At 39.9% G+C, this 22,833-nt stretch carries 24 protein-coding genes and 1 pseudogene; 19 read left to right on the top strand and 6 right to left on the bottom strand.

Translation table 11 applies throughout. The features are described 5' to 3' along the window. Positions 1-9 precede the first annotated feature (9 nt). The 7 genes from AT15_RS09400 (at position 10) to AT15_RS09370 (ending at position 4,336) form a co-directional block, all read left to right on the top strand. Positions 10-390 carry a transposase gene (locus AT15_RS09400; RefSeq protein WP_068348921.1) on the top strand — a complete coding sequence of 127 codons (381 nt, stop codon included), beginning with the start codon at positions 10-12 and terminating at the stop codon, positions 388-390. Continuing rightward, positions 374-976, top strand: a complete 603-nt coding sequence (locus AT15_RS09395) for a transposase (protein ID WP_068348919.1) — start codon at positions 374-376, stop codon at positions 974-976. The genes AT15_RS09400 and AT15_RS09395 overlap by 17 nt, the downstream gene beginning before the upstream one ends. A 50-nt stretch (positions 977-1,026) precedes the next feature. Continuing rightward, complete coding sequence (locus tag AT15_RS09390; RefSeq protein WP_068348916.1) at positions 1,027-1,575, top strand: chromate transporter; 549 nt, start codon at positions 1,027-1,029, stop codon at positions 1,573-1,575. Further along, the gene (locus AT15_RS09385; protein ID WP_068348912.1) at positions 1,572-2,093 is read left to right on the top strand and encodes a chromate transporter; all 522 of its coding nucleotides are present in this window, start codon (positions 1,572-1,574) and stop codon (positions 2,091-2,093) included. The genes AT15_RS09390 and AT15_RS09385 overlap by 4 nt, the downstream gene beginning before the upstream one ends. 54 nt (positions 2,094-2,147) lie before the next feature. Next, positions 2,148-2,663, top strand: a complete 516-nt coding sequence (locus tag AT15_RS09380) for a heavy metal-binding domain-containing protein (RefSeq protein WP_068348909.1) — start codon at positions 2,148-2,150, stop codon at positions 2,661-2,663. 86 nt (positions 2,664-2,749) lie between these two features. Beyond that, on the top strand, positions 2,750-3,487 hold the full coding sequence (locus tag AT15_RS09375) for a hypothetical protein (protein ID WP_068348906.1): 738 nt from the start codon (positions 2,750-2,752) through the stop codon (positions 3,485-3,487). Between the two features lie 90 nt (positions 3,488-3,577). Next, on the top strand, positions 3,578-4,336 hold the full coding sequence (locus tag AT15_RS09370) for an alpha/beta hydrolase family protein (RefSeq protein WP_068348903.1): 759 nt from the start codon (positions 3,578-3,580) through the stop codon (positions 4,334-4,336). A 483-nt stretch (positions 4,337-4,819) separates the two neighbouring features. Here the strand turns inward: AT15_RS09370 and AT15_RS09365 are convergent, their stop codons facing one another. Continuing rightward, positions 4,820-6,520, bottom strand: coding sequence for an HD domain-containing phosphohydrolase (locus AT15_RS09365; protein WP_068348901.1), 1,701 nt, complete (start codon positions 6,518-6,520; stop codon positions 4,820-4,822). 154 nt (positions 6,521-6,674) lie between these two features. Between AT15_RS09365 and AT15_RS09360 the strand changes: the two genes are divergently transcribed. From AT15_RS09360 to AT15_RS09350, 3 genes are read left to right on the top strand one after another with little or no spacing between them, the layout of a single operon-like run. Further along, the gene (locus AT15_RS09360) at positions 6,675-7,562 is read left to right on the top strand and encodes a DUF2156 domain-containing protein (RefSeq protein WP_068348898.1); all 888 of its coding nucleotides are present in this window, start codon (positions 6,675-6,677) and stop codon (positions 7,560-7,562) included. A 45-nt stretch (positions 7,563-7,607) separates the two neighbouring features. Beyond that, positions 7,608-8,303, top strand: a complete 696-nt coding sequence (locus AT15_RS09355; RefSeq protein WP_068348895.1) for a hypothetical protein — start codon at positions 7,608-7,610, stop codon at positions 8,301-8,303. A 12-nt stretch (positions 8,304-8,315) separates the two neighbouring features. Then, positions 8,316-8,909 carry an MBL fold metallo-hydrolase gene (locus tag AT15_RS09350; RefSeq protein ID WP_084251700.1) on the top strand — a complete coding sequence of 198 codons (594 nt, stop codon included), beginning with the start codon at positions 8,316-8,318 and terminating at the stop codon, positions 8,907-8,909. Between the two features lie 8 nt (positions 8,910-8,917). Here the strand turns inward: AT15_RS09350 and AT15_RS09345 are convergent, their stop codons facing one another. From AT15_RS09345 to AT15_RS09330, 4 genes are read right to left on the bottom strand one after another with little or no spacing between them, the layout of a single operon-like run. Continuing rightward, entirely contained in the window at positions 8,918-10,210 is a 1,293-nt protein-coding gene (locus AT15_RS09345) for a C69 family dipeptidase (RefSeq protein WP_068348889.1), read from the bottom strand. 5 nt (positions 10,211-10,215) lie between these two features. After that, positions 10,216-10,983, bottom strand: a complete 768-nt coding sequence (locus tag AT15_RS09340) for a YdcF family protein (protein WP_068348888.1) — start codon at positions 10,981-10,983, stop codon at positions 10,216-10,218. A 16-nt stretch (positions 10,984-10,999) separates the two neighbouring features. Beyond that, a complete protein-coding gene (locus tag AT15_RS09335; protein WP_084251699.1) occupies positions 11,000-11,719 on the bottom strand; it encodes a glycerophosphodiester phosphodiesterase family protein in 720 nt (239 codons plus the stop codon). Next, complete coding sequence (locus AT15_RS09330) at positions 11,712-11,963, bottom strand: DUF1858 domain-containing protein (protein WP_068348885.1); 252 nt, start codon at positions 11,961-11,963, stop codon at positions 11,712-11,714. Before AT15_RS09330 ends, AT15_RS09335 begins: the two co-directional genes overlap by 8 nt. 151 nt (positions 11,964-12,114) lie before the next feature. Here AT15_RS09330 and AT15_RS09325 point away from each other — a divergent pair, with 151 nt between their 5' ends. From AT15_RS09325 to pruA, 4 genes are read left to right on the top strand one after another with little or no spacing between them, the layout of a single operon-like run. After that, positions 12,115-12,426 (top strand): (2Fe-2S)-binding protein, encoded by a 312-nt coding sequence (locus AT15_RS09325; RefSeq protein ID WP_068348882.1) that lies wholly within the window; start codon positions 12,115-12,117, stop codon positions 12,424-12,426. Then, a complete protein-coding gene (locus AT15_RS09320) occupies positions 12,419-14,248 on the top strand; it encodes an FAD-dependent oxidoreductase (protein WP_068348879.1) in 1,830 nt (609 codons plus the stop codon). The genes AT15_RS09325 and AT15_RS09320 overlap by 8 nt, the downstream gene beginning before the upstream one ends. After that, positions 14,238-15,380, top strand: a complete 1,143-nt coding sequence (locus tag AT15_RS09315) for an NAD(P)/FAD-dependent oxidoreductase (protein ID WP_068348876.1) — start codon at positions 14,238-14,240, stop codon at positions 15,378-15,380. The genes AT15_RS09320 and AT15_RS09315 overlap by 11 nt, the downstream gene beginning before the upstream one ends. A 21-nt stretch (positions 15,381-15,401) precedes the next feature. Continuing rightward, positions 15,402-16,979: an L-glutamate gamma-semialdehyde dehydrogenase gene (gene pruA, locus AT15_RS09310; protein WP_068348872.1), complete on the top strand. Its 1,578-nt coding sequence runs from the start codon at positions 15,402-15,404 to the stop codon at positions 16,977-16,979. 214 nt (positions 16,980-17,193) lie between these two features. Here the strand turns inward: pruA and AT15_RS09305 are convergent, their stop codons facing one another. Next, positions 17,194-18,846 (bottom strand): hypothetical protein, encoded by a 1,653-nt coding sequence (locus AT15_RS09305; protein ID WP_068348869.1) that lies wholly within the window; start codon positions 18,844-18,846, stop codon positions 17,194-17,196. 200 nt (positions 18,847-19,046) lie between these two features. Between AT15_RS09305 and AT15_RS10310 the strand changes: the two genes are divergently transcribed. From AT15_RS10310 to AT15_RS09280, 5 genes and pseudogenes are all read left to right on the top strand, one after another. Continuing rightward, positions 19,047-19,202, top strand: coding sequence for a hypothetical protein (locus tag AT15_RS10310; RefSeq protein ID WP_161484674.1), 156 nt, complete (start codon positions 19,047-19,049; stop codon positions 19,200-19,202). Positions 19,203-20,017: 815 nt separating this feature from the next. After that, positions 20,018-20,938 carry a NosD domain-containing protein gene (locus AT15_RS09295; RefSeq protein ID WP_063728789.1) on the top strand — a complete coding sequence of 307 codons (921 nt, stop codon included), beginning with the start codon at positions 20,018-20,020 and terminating at the stop codon, positions 20,936-20,938. A gap of 270 nt (positions 20,939-21,208) precedes the next feature. Beyond that, a complete protein-coding gene (locus AT15_RS09290) occupies positions 21,209-21,403 on the top strand; it encodes a hypothetical protein (protein WP_068348862.1) in 195 nt (64 codons plus the stop codon). A gap of 154 nt (positions 21,404-21,557) precedes the next feature. After that, positions 21,558-22,340 (top strand): hypothetical protein, encoded by a 783-nt coding sequence (locus AT15_RS09285; protein WP_153019739.1) that lies wholly within the window; start codon positions 21,558-21,560, stop codon positions 22,338-22,340. 297 nt (positions 22,341-22,637) lie between these two features. Continuing rightward, positions 22,638-22,833, top strand: a pseudogene (locus AT15_RS09280) (hypothetical protein); the annotation flags it as partial.

The raw sequence follows: 22,833 nt of genomic DNA, 5'->3' as shown, positions 1-22,833 counted from the left end.
CCCAAATAAATGGTACCACAAGAACTTACAAAAAGCGATATTGTAAAGATTATTGAGTACTTAGACAAGCTTTTGCCTTCTAACTTCGTTAACAAACAAGGCAGAGGTAGAAGAAAGGCTTATTCCGACAAGAGCATCTTGAAAGTTTCCATTTTATTGAAGCTCTGCGATGTCTCATATCGCAGGGCAAAGGACTTTTTAAAAAAGAATCCCAAATACATGGAACTCCTGGACTTGAAAAACATACCTCCATTCCAGACTATATCCAGGAGAGTAAGAGAATTGCCTCTTCACAGGATAAACAAAGATATTGTAAACCTCTTTTTGGATATAGAAGGACTTGAAAGGATTGAGTTGGTGGTGGATTCCTTTCGTGACCAAGACTTGTAAAGCCCATACAGCACAAAGGCGAAGAAGGGCAGGGAAATACAAAGACCCCCAATCCAGCTGGACAAAGACAACAAAAGGCTGGGAATATGGAAGAAAGGTACATATGAGTTTGGATGCACAGAACCTATTGATTCAAGATTGGATGACAACGACAGCAGCTGTACACGATTCGACAATGGCAAAGGTACAGATAGATTCTGGCCAGGGATATAAGTATTTCCTCGCAGACAGCGCATATGATTCGCAGCAGATATACCGTTATATATTCGATCGCAGTAGCATGATACCGGTAATAGACACAAACAAAAGGAAAGATGTATCACTGGAAAAACAGTGTCAGGCTCGTTGGCTGGGCATTCAATTGAGGCAAAGCTATGCGGAGAAGTATAAAAACCGTTGGGAGATAGAAAGAACGATTAACATTCTACAAGAGTATTTCACTCTGGAATACATCTGGTATGTGAGAAACAGGAATTATGATGCGGTATTGGGTTTGGCCATATTGGCATACAACCTCTGTGTTATTTTCAATGTCTTGAACAGCCGTCCTCACAGAAAGGTGGCTGATATTATTGGTTGTTACTGATTGTTACTGATTTTCGAGACACCCTAACTATATAGTAAAATCTTTCTGTTATGGATGCAAGAGAGACAGGAAAACTATTTAGATTATTTTCGATTTTCGCAACCATAAGCGCTATTACAATAGGTGGCGGTTATGCTATGATACCGGTTATTAGGGAGTACCTGGTGAAAAGGTACGCCATAGTTTCTGATGATGAATTTCTCGGGGCAGTGGCGAGGGCTCAAAGCGTACCCGGGGCAATTGCCGTGAATGTTTCGCTGATCTTAGGTAACAATATAGCCAGATTGCCAGGTGCAATAGTATCATTAATTGGAGTTATAGTCCCACCCTTTTTTATCATGATACTTGTAGGGGTAGTTTTTAGCAACATAGTTAATATCCCTATCCTTTCAAGCTTTCTTCAAGGAGTGAGAGCATCGATTACGGCTATACTGGTTTACCTATCCTATTCGCTGATTTTAAGCAAACTAAAGAAAATGAAAATTCTTGTATCGTTGTTTTTAGTAACGCTTTTAGTGATAATTTTAAAACTACCTTTGTTCTGGACAGTTTTAGTTGCCACAGCTATCGTATATATAGTGCAGGGTGATAAAAAATGATAGAAGTATTCCTGACTTTCCTTAAAATAGGATTGATAGCCTTCGGTGGTGGATATGGTGCTATTGGTTTGATACAGGATGAAGTGGTTCAGATACACCATTGGTTTACTCAGCAGGAATTTCTGGATTTTCTTTCGATTGCCCAGATGACGCCTGGCCCAATTGGGTTAAACACTTCGACTTTTATAGGTTACAAACTTTACGGATTTGTTGGTGCCTTGCTGGCAACCACAGGGTTTATACTTCCAAGCATTTTGTGGGTGTATGTGCTTTTGAAAACGTTGAAGCTCATTACAAGATTCATCGATGAAAAACGCTTGATAGGGGCACTCAAAGGTGCGGCTCTTGTTTTAATCCTTGTTGCAACTTATCGAATAGGATCTGCTTCTATAATAAATTTATCTTCAACCCTTATCTTTGCTTGTGCTTTCCTGCTTTTGATTTTTTTGAAAAGACTTTCTCCAATATGGATCATTCTTGGTGGAGGATTAGCCGGTATCTTACTAAATGCATTCTGAAAGCTTTTTTTGTTAAAATGAGAATGATATAGATAAAATACAGGGGGATTGAATATGAATAAAGTCTGCTATTCCTGCCGAAAACGCTTTCCGAAAGAAGAAATCGTTAAAATCAACGGGAAGAATTACTGTCTTGAATGTGCCAGCAAACTCAGTAATAAAAACCATCACGGACCGGCAGAAACTGCTATTCCAGATATTGTTGTTTTATCTGTTGATACCGTACCTGTCGCTATTGAAAGATACTTTCAGGCGATATCCGCGGAAGCCATTTTAACACTGGATATGAAATCAATAAGAGTCCAGACAGTTAAAAACAAAATGGTTAGAGCTTTTTCACTAACGTATGAGCTTGATGAGCTCAAACTCTCTCTTTTGGAAGATTTGAAGTTTCAAGCAGCAAATTTTGGAGCAAATGCAATAATTGGGCTGAGAACCTCTATGAGCACCGTTGAATCTGTAGATAGCGAGAAGTTGATATTCATTTCAATGAGCGGAACCCCTGTAATACTTTCCGATGTGTCAATATTGACCCACCATTCTGGCAAGGTCAGAAAAACAAGAGAGTGAATCTTAGAGAATTATTAGAAATTCAACCCCTCTTTTTTTGAAAAGTCGAAAAAGATGTGTAAACTCTAAAAAAGGAGGGATTTTCTGTGAAAAAAACATTGATCCTTTTCGTGGTTGTTTTGCTATCACTAACCGCAGTTATGGCAACAGAAAAAGTTTCAAAAACTGAAACCGCTACCCTTGGCTTGTCAGTAAGGATTTTAGAGGTTTTTAGGGCAATCGACCTTACCAAGGAGCAGGCAGCGACACTATACGAAGGTCTTATGGATGCGAAAGCAAAGATGGATGAAATGATCGGAGAAAAGACCGAATTACTTGAAAAGCTCAGAGAAGCTTTAATAAATGATAACGAGGAACAGATCAAGAGAATCCACGAGGCACTGAATAAGCGGGCTGAAGCTTTTGGCGAAATACAAAAATCAGTAATAACATTGTTCAAAGAAAATATAACACTTGCACAAGCTGAAAAGCTCAAGAATATTATCCAAAGAAATATTGCTGGAAGATTCCAAAAATTGGACATTAACCCCGAAGTCTTAAGAGAAAGAGTAGAACAATTCAAAGAAAACCCCAGAGAGCTTGCTGAAAAACTTCCAGAACCAATGAAGGAAAAATTGATGAACATGACCCCGGAAGAGAAAGAGAGAGCTCTAAAGGAATTTGAAGCAAGAGCAAAAGGCGCTATGGAAAATATGAAGCAAAAATCAGTTGAGATGAAAAAGAAAGCAACAATAATGAAGAAAGAAATAGGCAAAAAAATCGGGAGACTTATTTTCTCACCGGTTTTCCTGGATACGCTAAAAGATTATGCTGGTATTGAATAAGTAGATAAAAAACCAAGAAATAACGGGCGGATTATTCCGCCCGTTTTGTTATACTTATTAGGAGTGAATTCAGAAATAGGGAGGGCTTTTATGGAGAAAATTCCTTTTATTATAGGCGAAGAAGGGAAAAGGATTTTTGGTATTATCCAGAAGCCTGATGGCGATCAGAAATTTCCCCTGGTGATATTTTCCCATGGTTTTACCGGCAATCACCTTGAACCGCACTTTATCTTCAAAAGAACCGCTGATGCACTCTGCAAAAAAGAAATTGCGAGCATTAGGTTTGACTTTTTTGGTTCTGGAAACAGCGATGGCGAATTCGAAGATATGACGGTATATACAGAACTTGAAGATCTTGAACGCATTTATGATTTCGCTCTTTCTTTGCCTTACATCAACAAGAAGAGAATAGGCTTTCTTGGCTTCAGCATGGGGGGAACAATTACTGCGATGTTCAGTGGAAAGCATCCGCAGATTCCAAAGGCAGTTTGCTTTTGGGCACCTGCTTTGTTGAATAAAGAGATCTTTACTTATCATCTTTCTAAAGAAGAAAGGACCTTTGATGAAAAGGGGCTTTTAGATGTTGGTGGCCTTTATGTCAGTAAGAACTTCTTTGAAAGTATTATTAGTGAAAATAGCTATGAACTTCTAAAGAACTATAAGGGACCGGTAAAAATTATCCATGGTACTTCTGATGAAGCGGTTCCAATTTTTCACAGCGAAACCATAGCAGCTGAAGAAGGTTATGAACTGCTTGCAATTGAGGGGGCTGAACACACTTTCAATAAGCAGCACGAAATAGAAATGCTTTTGAAAGGCACTGTAAGCTTTTTCGCTTCCGGGCTCTGAATTAATAAAATTCATCTAAAAACGGGCTAAAAAATCATCATTTAGCCCGTTTTTTTATTCAGTGCCGCAGTTCAATCGTCTGAGATAATATCGCCATTCAAAACAAGAGCATTCAGAAGGAAAGACGAACAAATCCGATTTACGGTTAGTTTTCATCATTTTTTTGGATTACATTGATTTAGATTGGATTTTCTTATCAATATTCTTTAATAATAGCTTTTTGGTTTTTTTGCTTACAAATAGTACAATTATATTGTCAAACGAATGAGGAATACCAAAGAACTTAAAACTGGAAGTATTCATATTATTATATCGAACGACCTATTTTGAAAACAATTTCGAGTTAGAGAAAAAAATTGGAAAAGGGGGTAATGTGAATGTTTACAGTATTAATGGGACCTGGAATGTGGACTTTTCCCGATGATGATGACAAATTAGAAGATTAATGGGTGAAAATTATGAAATAGGGGCATAGCCCCTATTTTATTTTGCCATGAAAGTTTCTATGATATCCGACCAGATATCCGCAAACTCCGCTTCATCTGGTTGGTGAATGCCTTTTTTCAAACACTTGGAGAAAGCGCTTATGACCTCTTTTTTAGCGAGATTTTCTCCTTGTTCAATGATATAAGCGAGGGCTTCTTTCTTGTTTAGAGCTTTCCTGTAAGGCCTATCGGTGGTAAGCGCATCATAGACATCTGCCACGGCAACAATCTGAGCCAAAAAGGGTATGTCAGAGAGTTTGAGCCCTGCGGGGTAGCCGCTTCCATTTCCTCTCTCATGGTGATAGAGAACCACATTTATAATCTCCTGGGGAAAACGCATTTTTTCAAGTTTTGAAGCACCGTATTCGGGATGCATTTTGACTATTTTATACTCCTCAAGACTCAATTTCGCTGGTTTGTTGAGTATATAGGTGGGAATCATTATCTTTCCATAATCATGAAGCATAGCCCCGACTACCAGGTAAAAGAGGTGGATTTTTGATAAAGCAAGTTTTTCGCCCATACGGTGGGCTATACTGGCAACCCGAAGGGTATGTGATGCTGTGTAAGGGTCTTTAGAACGAATCTCAATTATCAACTGTGAAAATATATTTACAACACTATTGAGAAGGTTCTTTATCATGCCTCTCAAATGAGGTGAAACGGTCTTGTAAGAACTCAAAAGCTGAAAAGCCTGTATGATCTTCTTAAGCCCTTCAATGCTGTTCTTTTTTGCAAGCTCGAGAGAGGCTTCAAGCACTAAAGCTTCCCCCTGAAGATAAGAATTAAACTTGAAATCCTCGACGTTCTTGAGCTTGTTCAGGTAATGGGAAGCTCTGATGTGATCACCAATTTTAGCGTAGTAATGTCCCAGAAAGATAAAAGAGCGCCAGTTCCCAATCCAGTCTTCCCTCTTTTTATTGAGTTCTTCAAGTTCCTTCGCTACCTTTTTACATTCATCGTCCTGGGAAATCTGGAGGTATATTTTAAGCCTTAGCGTGTTAAGGTAACCTCTTATTGAGGCAAAATTGGTTGAAATAACGCCATCAAGGAGTTTTAGCGCTTTTCCAAATTTTTCGCGACCATAGTAATAATCGGCAAAATTGATTTTTATGATATCCGCTTTTTGAGGAATGTTTGCTTCGTGAATTGCCTTTTTGTAATAATCAATAGCTTTGTGGTCATCACCAGGAAACTGGGCTGAGATCAAACCCATGGCATTGTAATAACCAAGTCTGATTTCTCTAGGTATTTCGCTTTCTTTGGCGAGTAGCTCGTTGTAATATCTAATAACTTCATCTGAAAAACCCAGCTCAAAAGCGGTCATCATTTTGTAGTATTTAGCAGTGATTTCGAGTTGGATAGGAATTTTGTGCTTTTTTATGATATCCATCCCAAGGGCAGCTGCCATGTAGGCGTGCATGCCCATGTTTTTGTTATTGTAGAATTCAGTAAGCTCAAAGATTCCCCACAAAGCCTCTTCAGGCTTATAAGAGATGTTAATTTGCTCTGAAACGGGTTGCCTGTCGAAGCTTTTTGACATAAAAATATCTAAGGCAATAGCAAAAGGAAAGCATTCCCTGTATTTTTCGCGATTTAGGAAAATATCCCTCAGCTCGCTTCTTAGGCTAAAAGCGGAAGTGTAATTCATGGCTTTTGCAAGGTGCCTAAGCCTGTGCCAACAGTCGTTATGCATCATAATCAATCAGCCATATTTTACCATTTGTGCTTTCAAAGATGAATACACTCATTAACAATTTACTAAATGGTTGCAAATTATCTGTAAATCATACGTTTGATTATCGATCTTGTTCCATGCGTTATAATTTAATGGGGGCGATCATATAAAGTTTGTGATACTAAGAACACAGGATTTCGAGAAATATCAAGCTTATCTTGAGCGATATGAAGTTGAAAACTCAAAAATTGCTTTTGCAAATCTCCTTGCTTATGAGCACTTTCATGGCGCAAAAGTATATTTTGAAGAGGAGAAAATGATAATCTTGAGTACTCCTTCTGGAAAAACTCCTTCTATTTTCCCTCCACTGGTTCCTCGAACCGATCTTGCTGGGTATTTGTATGCTATGAAGAAGTATTTTCGAAATGAATTTAACTCTCCCCTTTTCATAAGAGATTGTGATGAGGACTTTGTAGCAAGAGTCAATTGTCTTGGAATTGACTATGAAAGGATTATAAATCGCGGGCAATGGGAGTATATATATCGTGCAGAGGATATAAGGAATCTTTCAGGAAGGAAGCTTCACAAAAAGAAGAACAGGCTCAACAAATTCATTGGTTCCCATCCTTCTTATTACAGCAGAAAAATTCAAAAGCATGATAGAGAAAAGGTGCTGGATTTTTTTGATTATTGGTGCAAGCAAAAAGGCTGCAACCGGGACGATAATTTGATTTTTGAAAGGGAATCAATTATTAAGCTCTTTGAATTGATGGATTTTCTACCAATTAGCGGTATAGTAACATTTGTTGATGAAAAAATCAGGGGATTTTCTCTGGGGAGTTATTTGAGAAAAGATACCTTTGTTGTTTTCGTGGAGAAAGCAGATCTTTCGAAGAAATACGAAGGTTTATATGTTGCTCTAAGAAGAGATACGGCGAAAATAGCAGCTCCTGATTGCACCTTCATCAATTTGCAACAGGACTTGGATATCCCGGGAATCAGGAAGTCGAAGCTTTCCTGGAAACCGGCTAAAATATTAGTATGTGACACTCTAAAAATTTAAGGGGAGATAGTTCTGCTCACATTTTTTAAGGGATTTGTAGATTTATTGGATGAATTTGTACTATGGTTGAAAAGCGCTGATCTCGAAAGCCTGAGGGCTTTTATAAAGTCCTTCGAGAATTTTGATCCTGCGATACTCCTGATAATCGCGATTCTCGGCTTTGTCCTGGCTTTTCTGGGAAGAAAGATCTTCATCATTCCCTACACAGGTGCCTGGGTATTAGCAGGCTACTACATGGGCTACAAATTTGGCAGTTCTGCGGGAAAAGATATCTATGGTATCGAGCTTGGGCTTCTCTGCGCAATTTTACTTCCAATAATATCTGTAAAGGCAAGAAAGGTCTTTCTTTTCATTATTTCCATGCTTGTTACGATGTTTCTTTGTGTTTATCTTTTTTTAAGCCTGAATATTGGTAAAGACCTGAATATCCTTAATCCGTACTTCTTTATCACGGGTATTATTGTGGCTTTAATAGTTCAAAAGTATGAAAGCCAGCTGATAATTACTGTAACTTCTTTAACGGGGAGTTTTCTTTCCGGCATTGCAATAGCCGGCTTCCTGGCAATAAAATTTCCGAATGTGCCAGAGGCACTTATTTTAATTCTTATGGTTGTGCTGATATTTTTGGTGAGTTTTGGCATACAGTTTAAATACTATGCAAAAGAAAGGATGGAATTAGATACACGAGAAGAATTTTTACCTGTAAAGGAAAGAAAAAAGGTAAATAAATCCGGTAAATAAGCGAGGGGGTTTATGGTTTGTAGAATACAGTCAGATATGTTTGAAGAAAACACATATGTTCTAAAAAATGGAACGAAGATTTTTGTGATTGACCCCGGAAAAGGGACCTTTGAAAAAATAGAAACAAATAATAGGCAAAATCTCTGGGTTCTTCTAACGCATTCTCATATTGATCATATTTTTGAGCTTTCGCATTTTGCGGGTGCAAACCTGTATTTTAACGAAAGCATCGATTTTGTCACCAATCCCGCAACAAATCTTTCGTTATATTTTCCATTGAAGACTCCTGACATTAAGAAATTCAACCTTTGCAACATTGATGATTTGCCCGAATATTTTGAAGTTATCAAAACGCCTGGCCATACACCCGGTTCAGTATGCTTCATGTATATGAAAAAATACCTTTTCACAGGTGACACTCTATTCTCTGATTCCATAGGGAGAACAGATTTACCCGGTGGAAACGAAAAAAAACTCTTTGAATCATTGAGATTGCTGAAAGGTTTACTGATGGAATATCCTGAAATGGAAGTTTTTCCGGGTCATGGTGCTCCGGCAAAGGCAGCAGATATTCTCATGAAAAACATATACTTAAAATCTCTTTAGAATTGGCATTAGCCTTTGAATTTGCTGTTTTGAATTAGCCAGTATAGCTTGAAATATAGCGAACGTTTCCCCGCAGGCAATTCCGAAGTTTTGGAAATTAAACCATCTATTATTTTCCAGCTTTTGCTGAAGGCTTCCTTTGAAATGTCTTTTAAGCTTTCAAAATCAGGTATTTCCTTTTCAAATGCCTTGTTTACCTTATAGAGCAGTTCCAGCTCAAGTTTTTCGGCGGTTTCTTCAAAAAATTCACGGGCTTTTAAGTAGTTTTTCAGAGCTTTTCTGTAAAAGCGTTCCCCATGATACCAGTGTTTCATACCTTCCTCTTCCTTTACATAAGGCAGTGTGCTCTCGTTTCCATTGAACCAGACGGGTTTAAACACAGACAAGCAGGGAGCGCTGTTGTTTGTTATCCATACTGTTGTTATGTCACTTATTTCGCAAACCATAGAAGCAGTTGTCTGGCTTGAAATAACACCGCCTGCGTGCATGCACACTGTTCGCATAGATCCTTTTGTAATGTTTTGAGTGTCTCCATGGTCTCTCAAGATCTCAAAAATTTCTTTTACAGTTAGCTGAGGAAGCTTGTCCCTTATCAACTTTTCGGTACGCTCCTTCCGGAACCGTCCTCCAGAGAAAAGTGCATACAGCCTTTTGCCAAAGGCCTTGTTGAATTCAAAATCGTCTACGCTTTCGCACCAATGTTTTTTTACTGCATGTTCAATTGCTTCGGGATGGATCATGTCGAAATCATTCCCGATGGTAAGGGCGTTTGATATGGTACCGATGGTATCAACCTTTTTGGCAGCCCAATACTTGCCCGCTGTTTCCAGAATCCATGCTTTTTCTTTGTCGGCTATAATAAAAGAATTGTGATAGAGTAGCCTTTTTGTAAAGCCGCCATTTCCACCCTGCCCGGGATTTTCAAGTAAAGAAGTAATTATTTCGAGAGCCATGTCAGCCGAAGAAGCCCTTTCAAGGGCAATTCTTAGAAGATCCATTCCGAGTAATCCCTTTTCCGATACAGGCTCTCTGGTAAACACAGCTTCATTTCCTATCGCCACATTGTCCTCATTAATTCCCATTTCCCCACCCCATATCCAGGAGGGCTTTGAAAGTAAAAAAGCTTTTGTCTTCCTGACCTGGGGGATATTAACATAAGTTGCAGAAACTTCACCTTCTTCGTGAATTTTAGAAGGAAAGAATATCACTGCCTGAGGTTCATTGGGTTCACGGTCGCTGTTTTTAGCAAACAGCATTTTATTTCCTGTGATTTTAGGCGTTATAACTATCGTATCGCACATAACTTTCACCTACTTCGAATTCTATACCATATCTGGCCTATGAACTCATGAATTCCCATTAAATTGGCTTCCAGTGGATCTTTTCCTGGCAAAAAATCTACCCAGCTCAAGGGAGCATAATCATAAAGATAATCCATTGGATAAGGTGTAACGACTATGCCATTTCTTTGGAAAGCATTAACAGCCCTTTTCATGTGTACAGCGGAAGTAACAAGAATAACCCTGTTCCAGTTTTTTGTATGGAGAATTTTTGAAACTTCAAAGGCATTTTCAGCTGTTGTTCTTGCTGATTTGTCAATAATGATATCTTTATCCTCAACACCCCATTCCTTAAGCACCTTTGCCATGACTTCTGCCTCTGTCAGAGAGTCTCTTCCAAGAGGGGAACCACCTGTTAAAACAATCGGTTTGCCAAATTTCTTATAAAGCTCAAACCCCTTTAGAAGGCGTTTTAGGGTATGAGGACCCAATTCCACTTCTTCGTTTCCAAGAACTATTCCCCCTCCCAGAACAACAATGGCATCATGATCTTGAAGCAAATCCAGAGAAGGTGTGGAATAAGCTTGTTCGAGAGGTTTTACATATAAAATCGTCCCGATACCTGTACTTAACAGATAAAGAAATAAAGTGGTTAGAACCACAATATATGCAAGCGTTTTTTGATAGGATCCAGATGCTCTTTTAAGGCTTATCAATCCTGCAACAAGCAAGATGACGATAATTATCCCGGGTGGCGTAAGAAAAGTACTCAAAATCTTTTCAAAGTAAAACATTAAGACACCTCAACCTCTATCTTCCGCCTTTAACCGCAAGCATTGCCGTCAAATTGTCTGTGATCAGATAATCGCATTGAGTTCTAACCTTCAAAGCCAATTCAGGGTCATTCAACGTCCAGAGTGCTATTTTAATCCCTTTATTGCGAAAGCCTTTCAGTAGTTCCAAGCCTATTTTTAAGCCAAACCTCTCAAAAATCTGGACTGGTAGATGAAGGGAAAAAGGAGCGTAGTGCCCGATGAGTTCTTCGATGTATTCCAGTCCCTTGCCCTCTGCATCCTCGCCTATCAAAAGACCGATTTTGGCTTTGGGATCGGCTTTTCTCACCTCAGATAAGCACTCGTGGATAAAAGAAGAAAAAACTGTTCTTTCCAGTGCATCAAAGCTTTTGACCAGCGGGACAACGAATCGGGCAGCATCTGGATCTTTGATTTCCACGTTGATGATCACGTCATCTGGTAGTTCAAGGTAGGCCTTTTCTAGAGTTGTGAGCTTTTCGTCCGATATGAGCTTTGCTTTCTTGAGTTCTTTATAGCTCACCTCTTTTATTTTTATATCAACGCCAAACAGCCTTTTCAAATCTTCATCATGAGTGAGAATCAATGAACCGTCTTTTGTGAGCCACACATCAGTTTCCACACCATCGGCACCAAGCTGAGTTGCTCTGATAAGAGATAGAAGGCTATTTTCCCCCTCTCCTTTTCCCATACCCCGATGTCCCAGAATCTTAATCATTTTCATCATCTCCTATGTTGAGAAAGGTGTTTTTCTTTTCCCCTTCTTTTGCGATAATTTCATTTGCTTTTGAAACGATTTCATCTAACATCTCACCTTTTCCTTGTCTTATAGCCTCTTCTTCTAAAGTTCCCCACAAAATATCGCCGCAGACCATGACTTTAAGCCCTACTTTGAAGAAAAAATCGATGAGGCAAGGATATTTTTCAACGATTTCTTCTATTTTCATATTTTTGTTTATCACGAAAATCCCTCCGTGAATAAGCGTCTTCATTTGAAGATTATAGCAGTTTATGAGCAATATTCTAAGGTATGCTCGATAATACGCTTTTTCACTTTAACGCGTTTATTCCTTATACTTGATAATGGGAAAATAAAAACGGAGGCGATTATCGGTGGAAAGAATCGAAAGTCACCCTATTCTCACCTTTGAAAGAGGAAAAAAGATCCGTTTTTTCTTCGAGGGGAGAGAGCTCATGGCTTATGAAGGTGAAACAATAGCCGCAGCGCTGCATGCTAATGGAATAAGGGTTCTCAGATATACCCCCAAAAAGGCAAGGCCGCAAGGGCTTTTTTGCGCTATTGGCAAGTGTTCCTCCTGTCTCATGGAAGTTGATGGCATTCCAAATGTCAGAACTTGCATGACGCTGGTAAAAGACGGAATGGCTGTGCGTCGCCAGAAGGGAAGGGGGGAGTTCCTTGACTGAGTGTGATGTTCTTATCATAGGTGGTGGGCCCGCAGGGCTTGCGGCAGGGATTGAAGCAGGAAAGGCGGGTTTAAAAGTCTTCATAGTCGATGAAGGGGTCAAGTTTGGCGGCCAATTGGTAAAGCAAACCCATAAGTTCTTTGGCAATGAGGAGTTTTACGCTTCGGTGAGGGGTTTTGAAATTGCCACAAAACTAATCGAAGAATTGAAAAGCATGGATAATGTGAAACTAATGTCAGAATCAACAGTCATCGGTGTTTATGAAGACGGGGTCCCCGTTTTGCATAGGCCAAGTGATAGCACAACACTGTTCAACCCCAAAAGGTTCATTATTGCTACTGGCGCTTCAGAAAAATTCCTTCAATTTGAGAATAACGATCTCCCCGGGGTATATGGGGCTGGCGCAGTCCAGACTCTCATGAACCAGTTTGGTATTATGCCCGGAGAGAACGTCCTCATGATTGGCTCAGGAAATATAGGGCTTATAGTCAGTTATCAGCTAATGCAAGCTGGGGTGAATGTGAAAGCTATTATAGAAGCCTCAAACAGGGTAGGGGGATATCAGGTTCATGCAAACAAAGTCAGAAGGCTTGGTGTTCCTATACTTCTGAGGCATACAATTATCAGGGCTTTGGGAAAGGAAGAAGTTCAGGGAGCAGTCATAGCACAGGTTGATGACTCCTGGAAAGTGATTCCCGGTACTGAGCGGGAATTTGTGGTAGATACGATTTGTATTGCTGTTGGATTAGCACCTTCAGCAGAACTGGTTTCACAAGCAGGCGGCAGGCTTCAATTCATTTCTGAACTCGGTGGTTACGTACCTGTAAGGGATGAAAATATGAGGACCACCGTATCGAATGTTTTTGTGGCCGGGGATGTCAGTGGCATTGAAGAAGCAACAACGGCTATGGTAGAGGGAAGAATAGCAGGTCTCAGCTGTGTGAAGGATTTGCAAGGAACTACCGATGAAAAAAGCTTAAAAGAATTCCAAGAGCAATTGAGAGCTTTTAGAAGCGGACCTACTTCATCGAAGGTTAGAAAAGGGCTTGAAAAGCTCAATCTCAGCTTCCCGGAAAAATTGCCACGTGAAACGGAAGTTGAGCCCTCCTATGAGGCTTATAAGGGGAAGCTCAGACCTATCATAGAATGTAGTGAAGCCATCCCTTGCAATCCCTGCGAAACAAGCTGTCCTTTCGGTGCTATCACGATTGGCAAAAACATCAACAACGTTCCGGTTATCGACTATGAAAAATGTACCGGTTGCGGTATCTGTGCTACTAAATGTCCCGGCTTGGCCATATTCATGATGCAAGAAAATGAGGAAAAGGGAACAGCCATAGTTGGCATACCTTATGAGTTCTTGCCGATACCTTCAAAAGGGGATCAGGTATATGCCCTCAGAAAGGATGGCAGTATTGCAGGTGTTGCAAAGGTAACGAAAGTTGTTAAAGCTCCTAACAGTACAACCGTTGTTTATATCGAAGTGCCTCTGGAAGAAGCCAAGAAAGTTAGACATATAAAGGTTGTCGAAATGAAGCCAGAAGCTATCGTCTGCCGTTGTGAAGAGCTTACGGTGGGGGATGTTGAAAAAGCCATTGAGGAAGGATACACAGATTTTGAAGAACTCAGGAGAAGACTGAGAATAGCAATGGGACCTTGCGGTGGCCGTACCTGTCGGTTAAACGCTCTGATGATCCTCTCGCGTAAAACCGGAATCCCCATTGAAAAACTCGATCCAGGCACCTTCAGGCCACCTGTGATTCCAACGACCTTCAAGGCTGTCAGTAAAAGTGCCAAAGGTGGTGAAAGTAATGAGGGCTGAGGCATCAGTCGTAATCATTGGAGGAGGTATCATCGGTACTGCCATAGCTTTTTACCTTTGCAAAAAGGGACTGAAAGATGTCGTTCTTGTTGAGAAGTCCTATCTTTCCTCAGGTGCAACGGGACGCTGTGGAGGCGGAATCAGGCAACAATGGAGCGAGAGAATGAACGTCAGACTGGCTATGAGGAGTGTCAAACTATTTGAACGCTTCGAAGAAGAAGTTGGCATGGACATAGAATATTATCATGGTGGCTACTTGCTCCTTGCTTACACGGATGAGGAAGTGGAGCTTTTTCACAAAAATGTAGCTATGCAGCAAGAGGAAGGGCTGGACGTAAGACTGCTAAGCAAAGAAGAAACAAAAGAAAAATTCCCCTTCATGAATCTTGAAGGGCTAAAACTCGCTACTTTTTGCCCCACTGATGGACATGCTAACCCTCATCTTGCAACTATGGCATATGCCAAAGCGGCAGAAAAGATGGGCGCGATGATTCTTACACACACAGAGGTAACCGACATAGACGTTCAAAATGGCCAAATCAAAGGGGTCTTAACGACCAAGGGATACATCAAAACATCGGTAGTGGTAAATGCCGCGGGGGGATTTTCAAGAGAAGTGGGCCTTATGGCTGGCGTGGAATTACCCACGGAATCTTACAGGCACCAGATATTCGTTACCGAACCCCTGGAGCATATTCTAGATCCCCTGGTGATAAGTTTTGTGAACAATTTTTACATAAGGCAAACGAAATCTGGTAATTTCATCATGGGTCAGGGTGATAAAGATGAACCGCCCAGCCACAAGCACGACCCAAGCTGGAGATTCCTTGTGGAAATGACGGAGAAGATGCCTCATTTCTTCCCATTCTTAAAAGAAGTCAGGGTATTAAGGCACTGGGCAGGGCTTTACAATATGTCACCTGATGCTCAGCCGATTATTGACAAATCCGATAAGCTTTCAGATTTCTACTTCGCGATTGGTTTTAGCGGTCATGGCTTTATGCTTGCCCCGGCGGTGGGTGAAGCCATGGCGGACTGGATAATATACGGCAGTCCGAAAAAAGTGGACATATCAAACCTGAAAATGGAAAGATTTTCAAAAGGAGTTTCAAGAGAGAAAAACGTTGTATAAAGTTCACAGGAGGTGTTTGAATTGCCAGAAGCAACAGATTTCATTGTCCTTCCACCTTTCAAAAATGAGAGTTATATTGACCCGTCAAACCCGGATGTCAGAAAAAAGATGAAGGAAGCCCTTGAAAAAGTCGCAAACGAGAAAAAAGACTACGACCTCATAATAGGTGGAAAAAAGTACAGTACTGAGAAGAAAAACAAATCCATTAACCCAAGCAATCCGGAAGAAATTGTTGGGGTTACATCAAAAGCCATCAGGGAACTCATAGACAAGGCGCTGGATGTAGCCTGGGAGGCTTTCGAAACCTGGAAGCACACGCCGGTTGAAGAAAGGGTAAAACCCTTCTTAAAGGCTGCCCAAATAATGAGAGAGCGACGCTATGAGCTGGACGCTACCATGATTCTTGAAGTGGGTAAAAACTGGCTTGAAGCCGATGCAGATCTCGCAGAAGCGATTGACTTTTTAGAATTTTATTCAAGGGAAGCTGTAAGATACGCTTCACAGCAACCGGTAGTAAGAATTCCAAATGAGAACAATGAACTTGTTTATATTCCTATAGGTGTAGGGGCTGTAATTCCGCCGTGGAACTTCCCAGGCGCAATTATGGTCGGTATGACATCCGCAGCTGCTGTTGCGGGGAACTGTGTGCTTCTTAAACCAGCAAGTGACTCTCCAATAATTGCAGCAAAATTCGTCGAAATACTCCACGAAGCAGGTTTACCTGAAGGAGTCGTGAATTTTGTTCCCGGTAGCGGTGCTGAGATAGGCGATTACATTGTGGAACACCCAAAAATCAGATTCATTTCCTTCACAGGGTCTAAAGATGTGGGCCTCAGGATTAACGAATTAGCTGCCAAACACCAGCCCGGACAAAAGTGGATAAAGCGTGTAGTGCTCGAAATGGGTGGAAAAGACGCAGTAGTTATTGACGAAACAGCAGATCTTGACGCAGCTGCTGATGGCGTTGTCGCGAGTGCCTTTGGCTTTCAGGGTCAAAAATGTTCCGCAGGTTCAAGGGTGATAGCCGTTGAAGCCATTTACGATGAATTGTTGGAAAAGGTTATCGAAAGAACAAAGAAGATAAAAATTGGTGATGTGAGAGACCCGGAAAACTGGCTTGGCCCCGTGGTCAATGAAAATGCCATGAGGAAAATTTTGAGCTACATAGACATAGGTAAAGAAGAAGGGCGGCTCGTTACTGGTGGAAAGCGTGTTGAAGGTTTACCGGGGTATTTCATCGAGCCAACCGTAATAGCAGATGTTGATCGCTATGCAAGGGTCGCGCAAGAAGAGATCTTTGGCCCGGTTACCGCATTTATCAAGGCAAAGGATTTTGACGACGCTATGGACATAGCCAACTGTACCGAATATGGTTTAACCGGTGCGCTCTACACGAAAAAACGAGAACGCATTGAAGAAGCAAAGAAAACCTTCCACGTGGGTAATCTGTATTTCAATCGAAAATGCACAGGTGCTCTCGTTGGTGTACATCCTTTTGGTGGCTTTAACATGTCAGGAACGGATTCAAAAGCCGGAGGAAGGGATTATTTACTGTTATTCTTGCAGGCTAAGTCAATATCTGAGAGGATAAACCTATAAACCAACAAACCGCCACCCAGATCGGGTGGCGATTTTAAAAATTCTTTGAAAATTATGGAATGTCTCAAAAATCAGTAACAACCAATAATACCAGCCATTTTTGTGTTGGGTTATTTCAATAATGCCATCACCGGGATTTGAGAGACCTGCTTTTTTTTGTGACACCCTAAGCCGGTGGTTAAACACCGAAGACACCAAAAGTATAAGAAATATTTCAAATAAACCTCAGAAGCTTATTAATCAGCTTTTTCCTTTCCTTCTTCTTATCCAGCGCCCAGTAAGCGAGGGCGGTCTGGGTTTTCTTTAGCCTGTATTTCTGGGTGAAGGGATAAAGTTCTGCGGGAGGTTTCATTCTTAGCCCCCAGTTTTTGTCGTAGCGAACGTAGTTTCTCATGAAGGTATCTATTACCCCTCTGTCTTCATCCACAAATTGAAGATGCTTCTGGATGAACTCTTTTCTTTTTCTCGCAGGCAAGGCCTTCAGGAATTTTCTGACAAGGTCTCTCCTGCCTTCGAGGAACGGATGAAGCTCGAAGAGTTGAGCCACGAATTTCTTCATTTCATAACGATTTTCCGTAAATTCTCTAAACCTTCGAAGGTCTTCTTTACAAAGTTCCAGTGCACGGGAAAGCGTCCCTTTTCTGCTCAGGTAAGGATAATCTTTCCTTCTGTTCAAAAGAGCGGTGTATGTTGAGAGGATTAATATTTCACGTTCGGATGGTTTGAGTTTTTCCAGCTCTGTTATCGCATTTTCAAAGCCTTTATCTATCTGAAGTTTTATCCATTCATTCACGATTGGATAAGGATCGTTGAGTGGATCAACCTCGATTCTCAATCCGGTGATTATCTTCCTTAAAGTTTCACCCCTGACGGTTTGGGTTTTGCCGTTAAGTAACCCTCTGAGTCTGTGCCTGGCGATTCCTGTTTTATTAGAAGCAGCTGTTATATTAGATATCCTGCTTCTTAGATTTTCAATTAATGCCAATTCCGATCGGTAAGAGGAAACTTCAAGGTCAGCTATGAATTTCAAGCACTCCTTTAACATCCCCTCATATCGTTTGTATAGATAACCCTTCGCTGTTTCCTGAATCAGTTCGAATATTGAATATAAAATCATTGCGTTTTCACAAAGACATTCAACCTTTGTAAGCTTCAAAACCTTGTGGTATGTGTCAAACTCATTTATTACTCCGTTGAATTTTTCATAGTACTGACCATCTATGTACAGGCATTTCTGTGCCAGTTTTAGTGAAAATTCCGAATCATACTCTCTTAAATACCACGCAGAATCGTTTAAAGAATCACTCATCCCACCCGGATGTGGTATGCTTCTGGCGATTTCAAAAGCATCCAAAAATAATTCCTTCGCCATATCTAGATTTCCGGAAATTGCTTTTCTTCTTGCTATTCCAAGTTCGAGAAATACTCTTGTGGGATTGTGCTCGAGGTATTGCTTGCTCCATGTTCTGAATTCATGCATATCTTCATTACTTTGCAGTTCTGCATGAACATTTATCATCACAGTTGCAACAATATTCCTCGCTGCTTTTGGTATCTGCGAGAAGTCATATTTTAACTGCTTATACAGTAAAATTGCCTGTTCAATATCCAATCTGGATAACAAGGCAAGCTTCTCTGCAAGGAGAAAATACGTCAGCGTTTTGTTCTTCCTGACTCTTTTTAATACCCTGTCAATCTTTCTCAGAGCTTTCGGATATTCTCGCTTCCAAACCAATTTGAGTATCAAAAAATAATCCAGCCAATCCGAGTCCTTCGAATGATTGAAGTAATAATTTAAAAAAGGTTTTCCGTAACCACCGTACTCCAAGAAAGTCGCAACAAATTCAGGAAATTTCTTGCTAATCAAAAATCACTCCCATTACACATTTTATATATTTTAACTTTACCATATGGACCGTTATGGGTTGAATTTTCCTGTAAGTGAAAATTGCACAAAATTGCTTGGCTGTAACCCTTTACCAGAAAGGCTTACAGAACCCAGTAAACTTGAAAATCATATGGCGGATGATAAAATTAGGTTACAAAGGAGCTCAGGGAGATGATATTGTGTTCAAGAAAATTGCCATATTGTCTATTGTCCTATTCCTTTTTTCTGCAATTATTTTTGCTAGTCCAGGTGATAGGAAGAAATACACAGATGAAACCCCACCATCTACAGTCAACGAAAGCGTGAATGAAATGAGCACAATGATTCAGTATTAAAGCCTCATACCTTTACTGGCTGATCCAGATGACGTGATTGGTCCAAAAGATGGTCCAAGCAAAGGCAGTGTGGAAAACATGTACGAAAATTCTTTGAATTCCAAACTCAAAGAACTCAACAGTAATCAAGACACACAGATAATTTCTGTATTATTACCTGATCGATAGTTGGAAATATATGAGCCGGATTTTTATATCTCTTGTTGTGTTAGAGGTAAAGCAAGATTGCGATGTCTAAATACAGAGTCGTAGTCTTTTTTGGGATACAAGGATGTTTTTACAGCACTTTCTTGACATAGCAAGATTTTTGATTTTTATATCCTAAAAATAAATAGTTTTTCCCATATTTGGGGGTCGAAGGAACATGTACTTAGGAAATAAAGAAACAAAAGGAGGGATTCGCATGTTAAAAAGGATGGTTTTTGTTCTTCTAATTATGGTTTCAACAGTATTGTTTTCTGCAGAAAGTATAATACCACTTCGAGTTGAATGTGATGACAGTATAACTGAACCCCGCACTGAATGTTGGTGTACGGAAGTACGACCTGCATACACTGATTGGACCTGTTACGCTCAATGTGTAGCAGGATGTGCAACTTGTGGAACAAATGCTGTTTGTTATGCAGCATGTACTGCGTATTGTCTCGCACAGTGCACCTATCCTGAAACCTGTGTTGGTGAATATGAATGCGTAACAATTTATCCGTGTAGTTGGTATTCACTTCTCGATACTCCTTATGAGACATGCTGTCATCGTGAAATTGACTTGAATTTGAGACAAAGCTTCTTAATGTGAATTGCGGGGAGGGACAGGTATGCTATTGAAAAAATCATTAATGTTTTTCACCGTTTTGCTAGTCCTTTCAACACTTCTGATTGCTGATGAAGAGATGGTAAGAACAATAACAGTCAATCCAGAAGGTAGCATAGATTCACTTCAAAAAGCTATTGATATCGCTCAAAACGGTGACATTATTATTGTCATGCCGGGTGTTTATAGTACAAAAGCTGTCATAAACAAATCCCTTGAGATAGTTGGTGAGAAAGGAAAAGTTTATTTTGAACCAATTGATTCGGAAATCCCTATGATTGTTGTTATTGGTTCTGATGAACTAAAATTTGAGGGAATAAATTTCAGAGGAAATGGAAGGCTTTTCCAAAGTATAATGAGCAACGTGAGCTTCAGAAATTGTAAGTTTGAGACCTCTGGCACCGCTATATTATTTTCTGGTGGGTCACTTTCGATATCTACCTCGGTATTCAATGGTGTTAAGGAAAAAATCAAAGGAGGTTTCACATACCGTGGAACAGCAATGCTTGTATCAGCAGCTAATAACATAGAATTCACCAACAACCTGGTAAAACACATGGGAACAGGTCTTCTTGTAAGCAACGTAGATACGCTATACAGTCAGAACAACAAATTTTCTGAAAATGTAATTGGTGCAAAATTTATTGATGTCTCAGAACTAGATTTATCGAAGAATATTTTCTATCGCAACCATGTTGCAGTAATACTATCTGGAAAAGGCAATTGTTCCCTGGAAAGCAATATTTTTTCTAAATCCACAAAATGGGATTTGAGCCTTTCCACAGAAGAATGCAAGCTATGTTCAAAATGTGTCGAAAAACCTTTCGATGGATCAGTGTATGGAAAAGAAAACATCTCCGATAATCACATTTTTTGTCCACAGGATTCTGTTGAAATATTGAAGCTATTTGTTAGAAAGGATTGATGAATTTCCTTCGGCTCCCAAATATGGAGCAAAAACTATTTACTGCTCCCCTGAAGAATTGGACATATAAGTAGAGAAATAAAGTAAAGGCAAGGGGGTGCAGTTAATGTCAAAGAAACCCTCGTTGGAAGAAAAGACAGCTTGGAAAACGGAAAGAAATCCAGGGTAAAGCAACTATTGGAGGATCGATAATTAGAAGAAAATGTTTAAGAAATCCTATATCCTGAAACAGGTTGGAATAATTGAAAGATTTAGCAAGGAGGTATATCTGTGAAAGGAGAAATTCTTGTTGTAAAACCCTCTCCCTCTCTGGGATGGATCATTGTTCTGGGGTCGGCAATAATTTGCTTCATGCCACTTTGGTTGCTTCTACTTTTTCAGCCTCCAGTGCGCATGTTTCTTATAGCTCTTCCAGCGATATTGAGTGGCAGTGGAATTGGTATCTTCTCAACTTATGTATTTTGAGTTAACAGAGCGAATAATGGAAAAACTGAACTCTGGTCCTATTATAGAAAATTCGAGGTGGTTTGAATGAAAAGGTTGTTTGTTGCTTTCTTCATTTTATCCATGCTTATTTCTACAGTTACATTATTTTCAGCACAGAGCGATTTTTTCCTTTGTGTATCTGGATGTTTTAAGATACACAGGTTATCCATCATCTCGTACTATTGTAAACTGTGATCCTTTTGGAAATATCGTTATTTACAACGATTTGGATCCTGCAAAGTTTTATGTAACAAACATCCAGAACCCGAAGGAATTTATAACCATTGACAAGAAAAAAGTAAAAGGAATTCCGAACTTTGATTTCATACTTATTTATGGAGCAGACATCTTCAAGAACAGTGTGTTCTTTCTGGAAAGTTATTCCTGGAAAACTTCCCAAGGTCCGCTTTATCTGCAAAAAAGTCCGATTTACCTGGTCGAATACGACTACAAAAACAACTTCGCAAAAATAGTCACTTCAAATAAACCAAGGTCCAGTTTTGATGTAAGCATTTCAAAAGATGGAAGTAAGATTGCATGGTCCGTTGTAAATGATCATCGCACGGAACTTCATGTTCTTGACATGAAAACGGGTTCTGATGCACCTGTTTCTACGAATGCTTATACAATGCCTCCCCTTTCACCCATCTGCGATTGGAGCGATAGCGGAAAAATATGCTTTGCATTGCGATTTGAAGACAAGCTAGCCATTGCTACTCCCAAAGATAAAGGTTACGAGATAGAAAGTTATAACTCCCCTCAATTAGATGTTATACCTGAATGGCAGGATATAATCTCCCCGTTTTTTGTTAATGAGACGGTTGTAGGATTTGCAGATCAAACTCAAGGAAAATTGATTCTGTACGACATTGCACAAAACAAAGTCATTTTAAAGAAAGAACTTCCCCGAACATGACTAAGCATTCATTATACGTCAGGAAAGATATTACGCATACACGAGTCAGAAATGATATGTTCTACCATTGATGAAAATGAACTTTGGTGTATTCTCGTGAAAAAACAAATTTTTATTGCATGCCTAAATTCAGAGACATAGTCTCTTTAGAGGAAAATTGGCACTTTATTGACAGTGTCTTTTATACTACCTGTTTTTTGAAAATAACTTATAGGGTGTCGCGAAAAAAGTGGGCCTCCCAAATTCCAATGGTGGTACCATTGAAATATCCCAACATAAGAAAGGAGGCCCAAATAAATGGTACCACAAGAACTTACAAAAAACGATATTGTAAAGATTATTGAGTACTTAGACAAGCTTTTGCCTTCTAACTTTGTTAACAAACAAGGCAGAGGTAGAAGAAAGGCTTATTCCGACAAAAGCATCTTGAAAGTTTCCATTTTATTGAAGCTATGCGATGTCTCATATCGCGGGGCAAAGGACTTTTTAGAAA

Source organism: Kosmotoga arenicorallina S304, assembly GCF_001636545.1.
Taxonomy (GTDB): domain Bacteria; phylum Thermotogota; class Thermotogae; order Petrotogales; family Kosmotogaceae; genus Kosmotoga_B; species Kosmotoga_B arenicorallina.
Note: the sequence above shows the minus strand (reverse complement) of the source record. Positions and strands in the feature narration are given on the sequence as shown.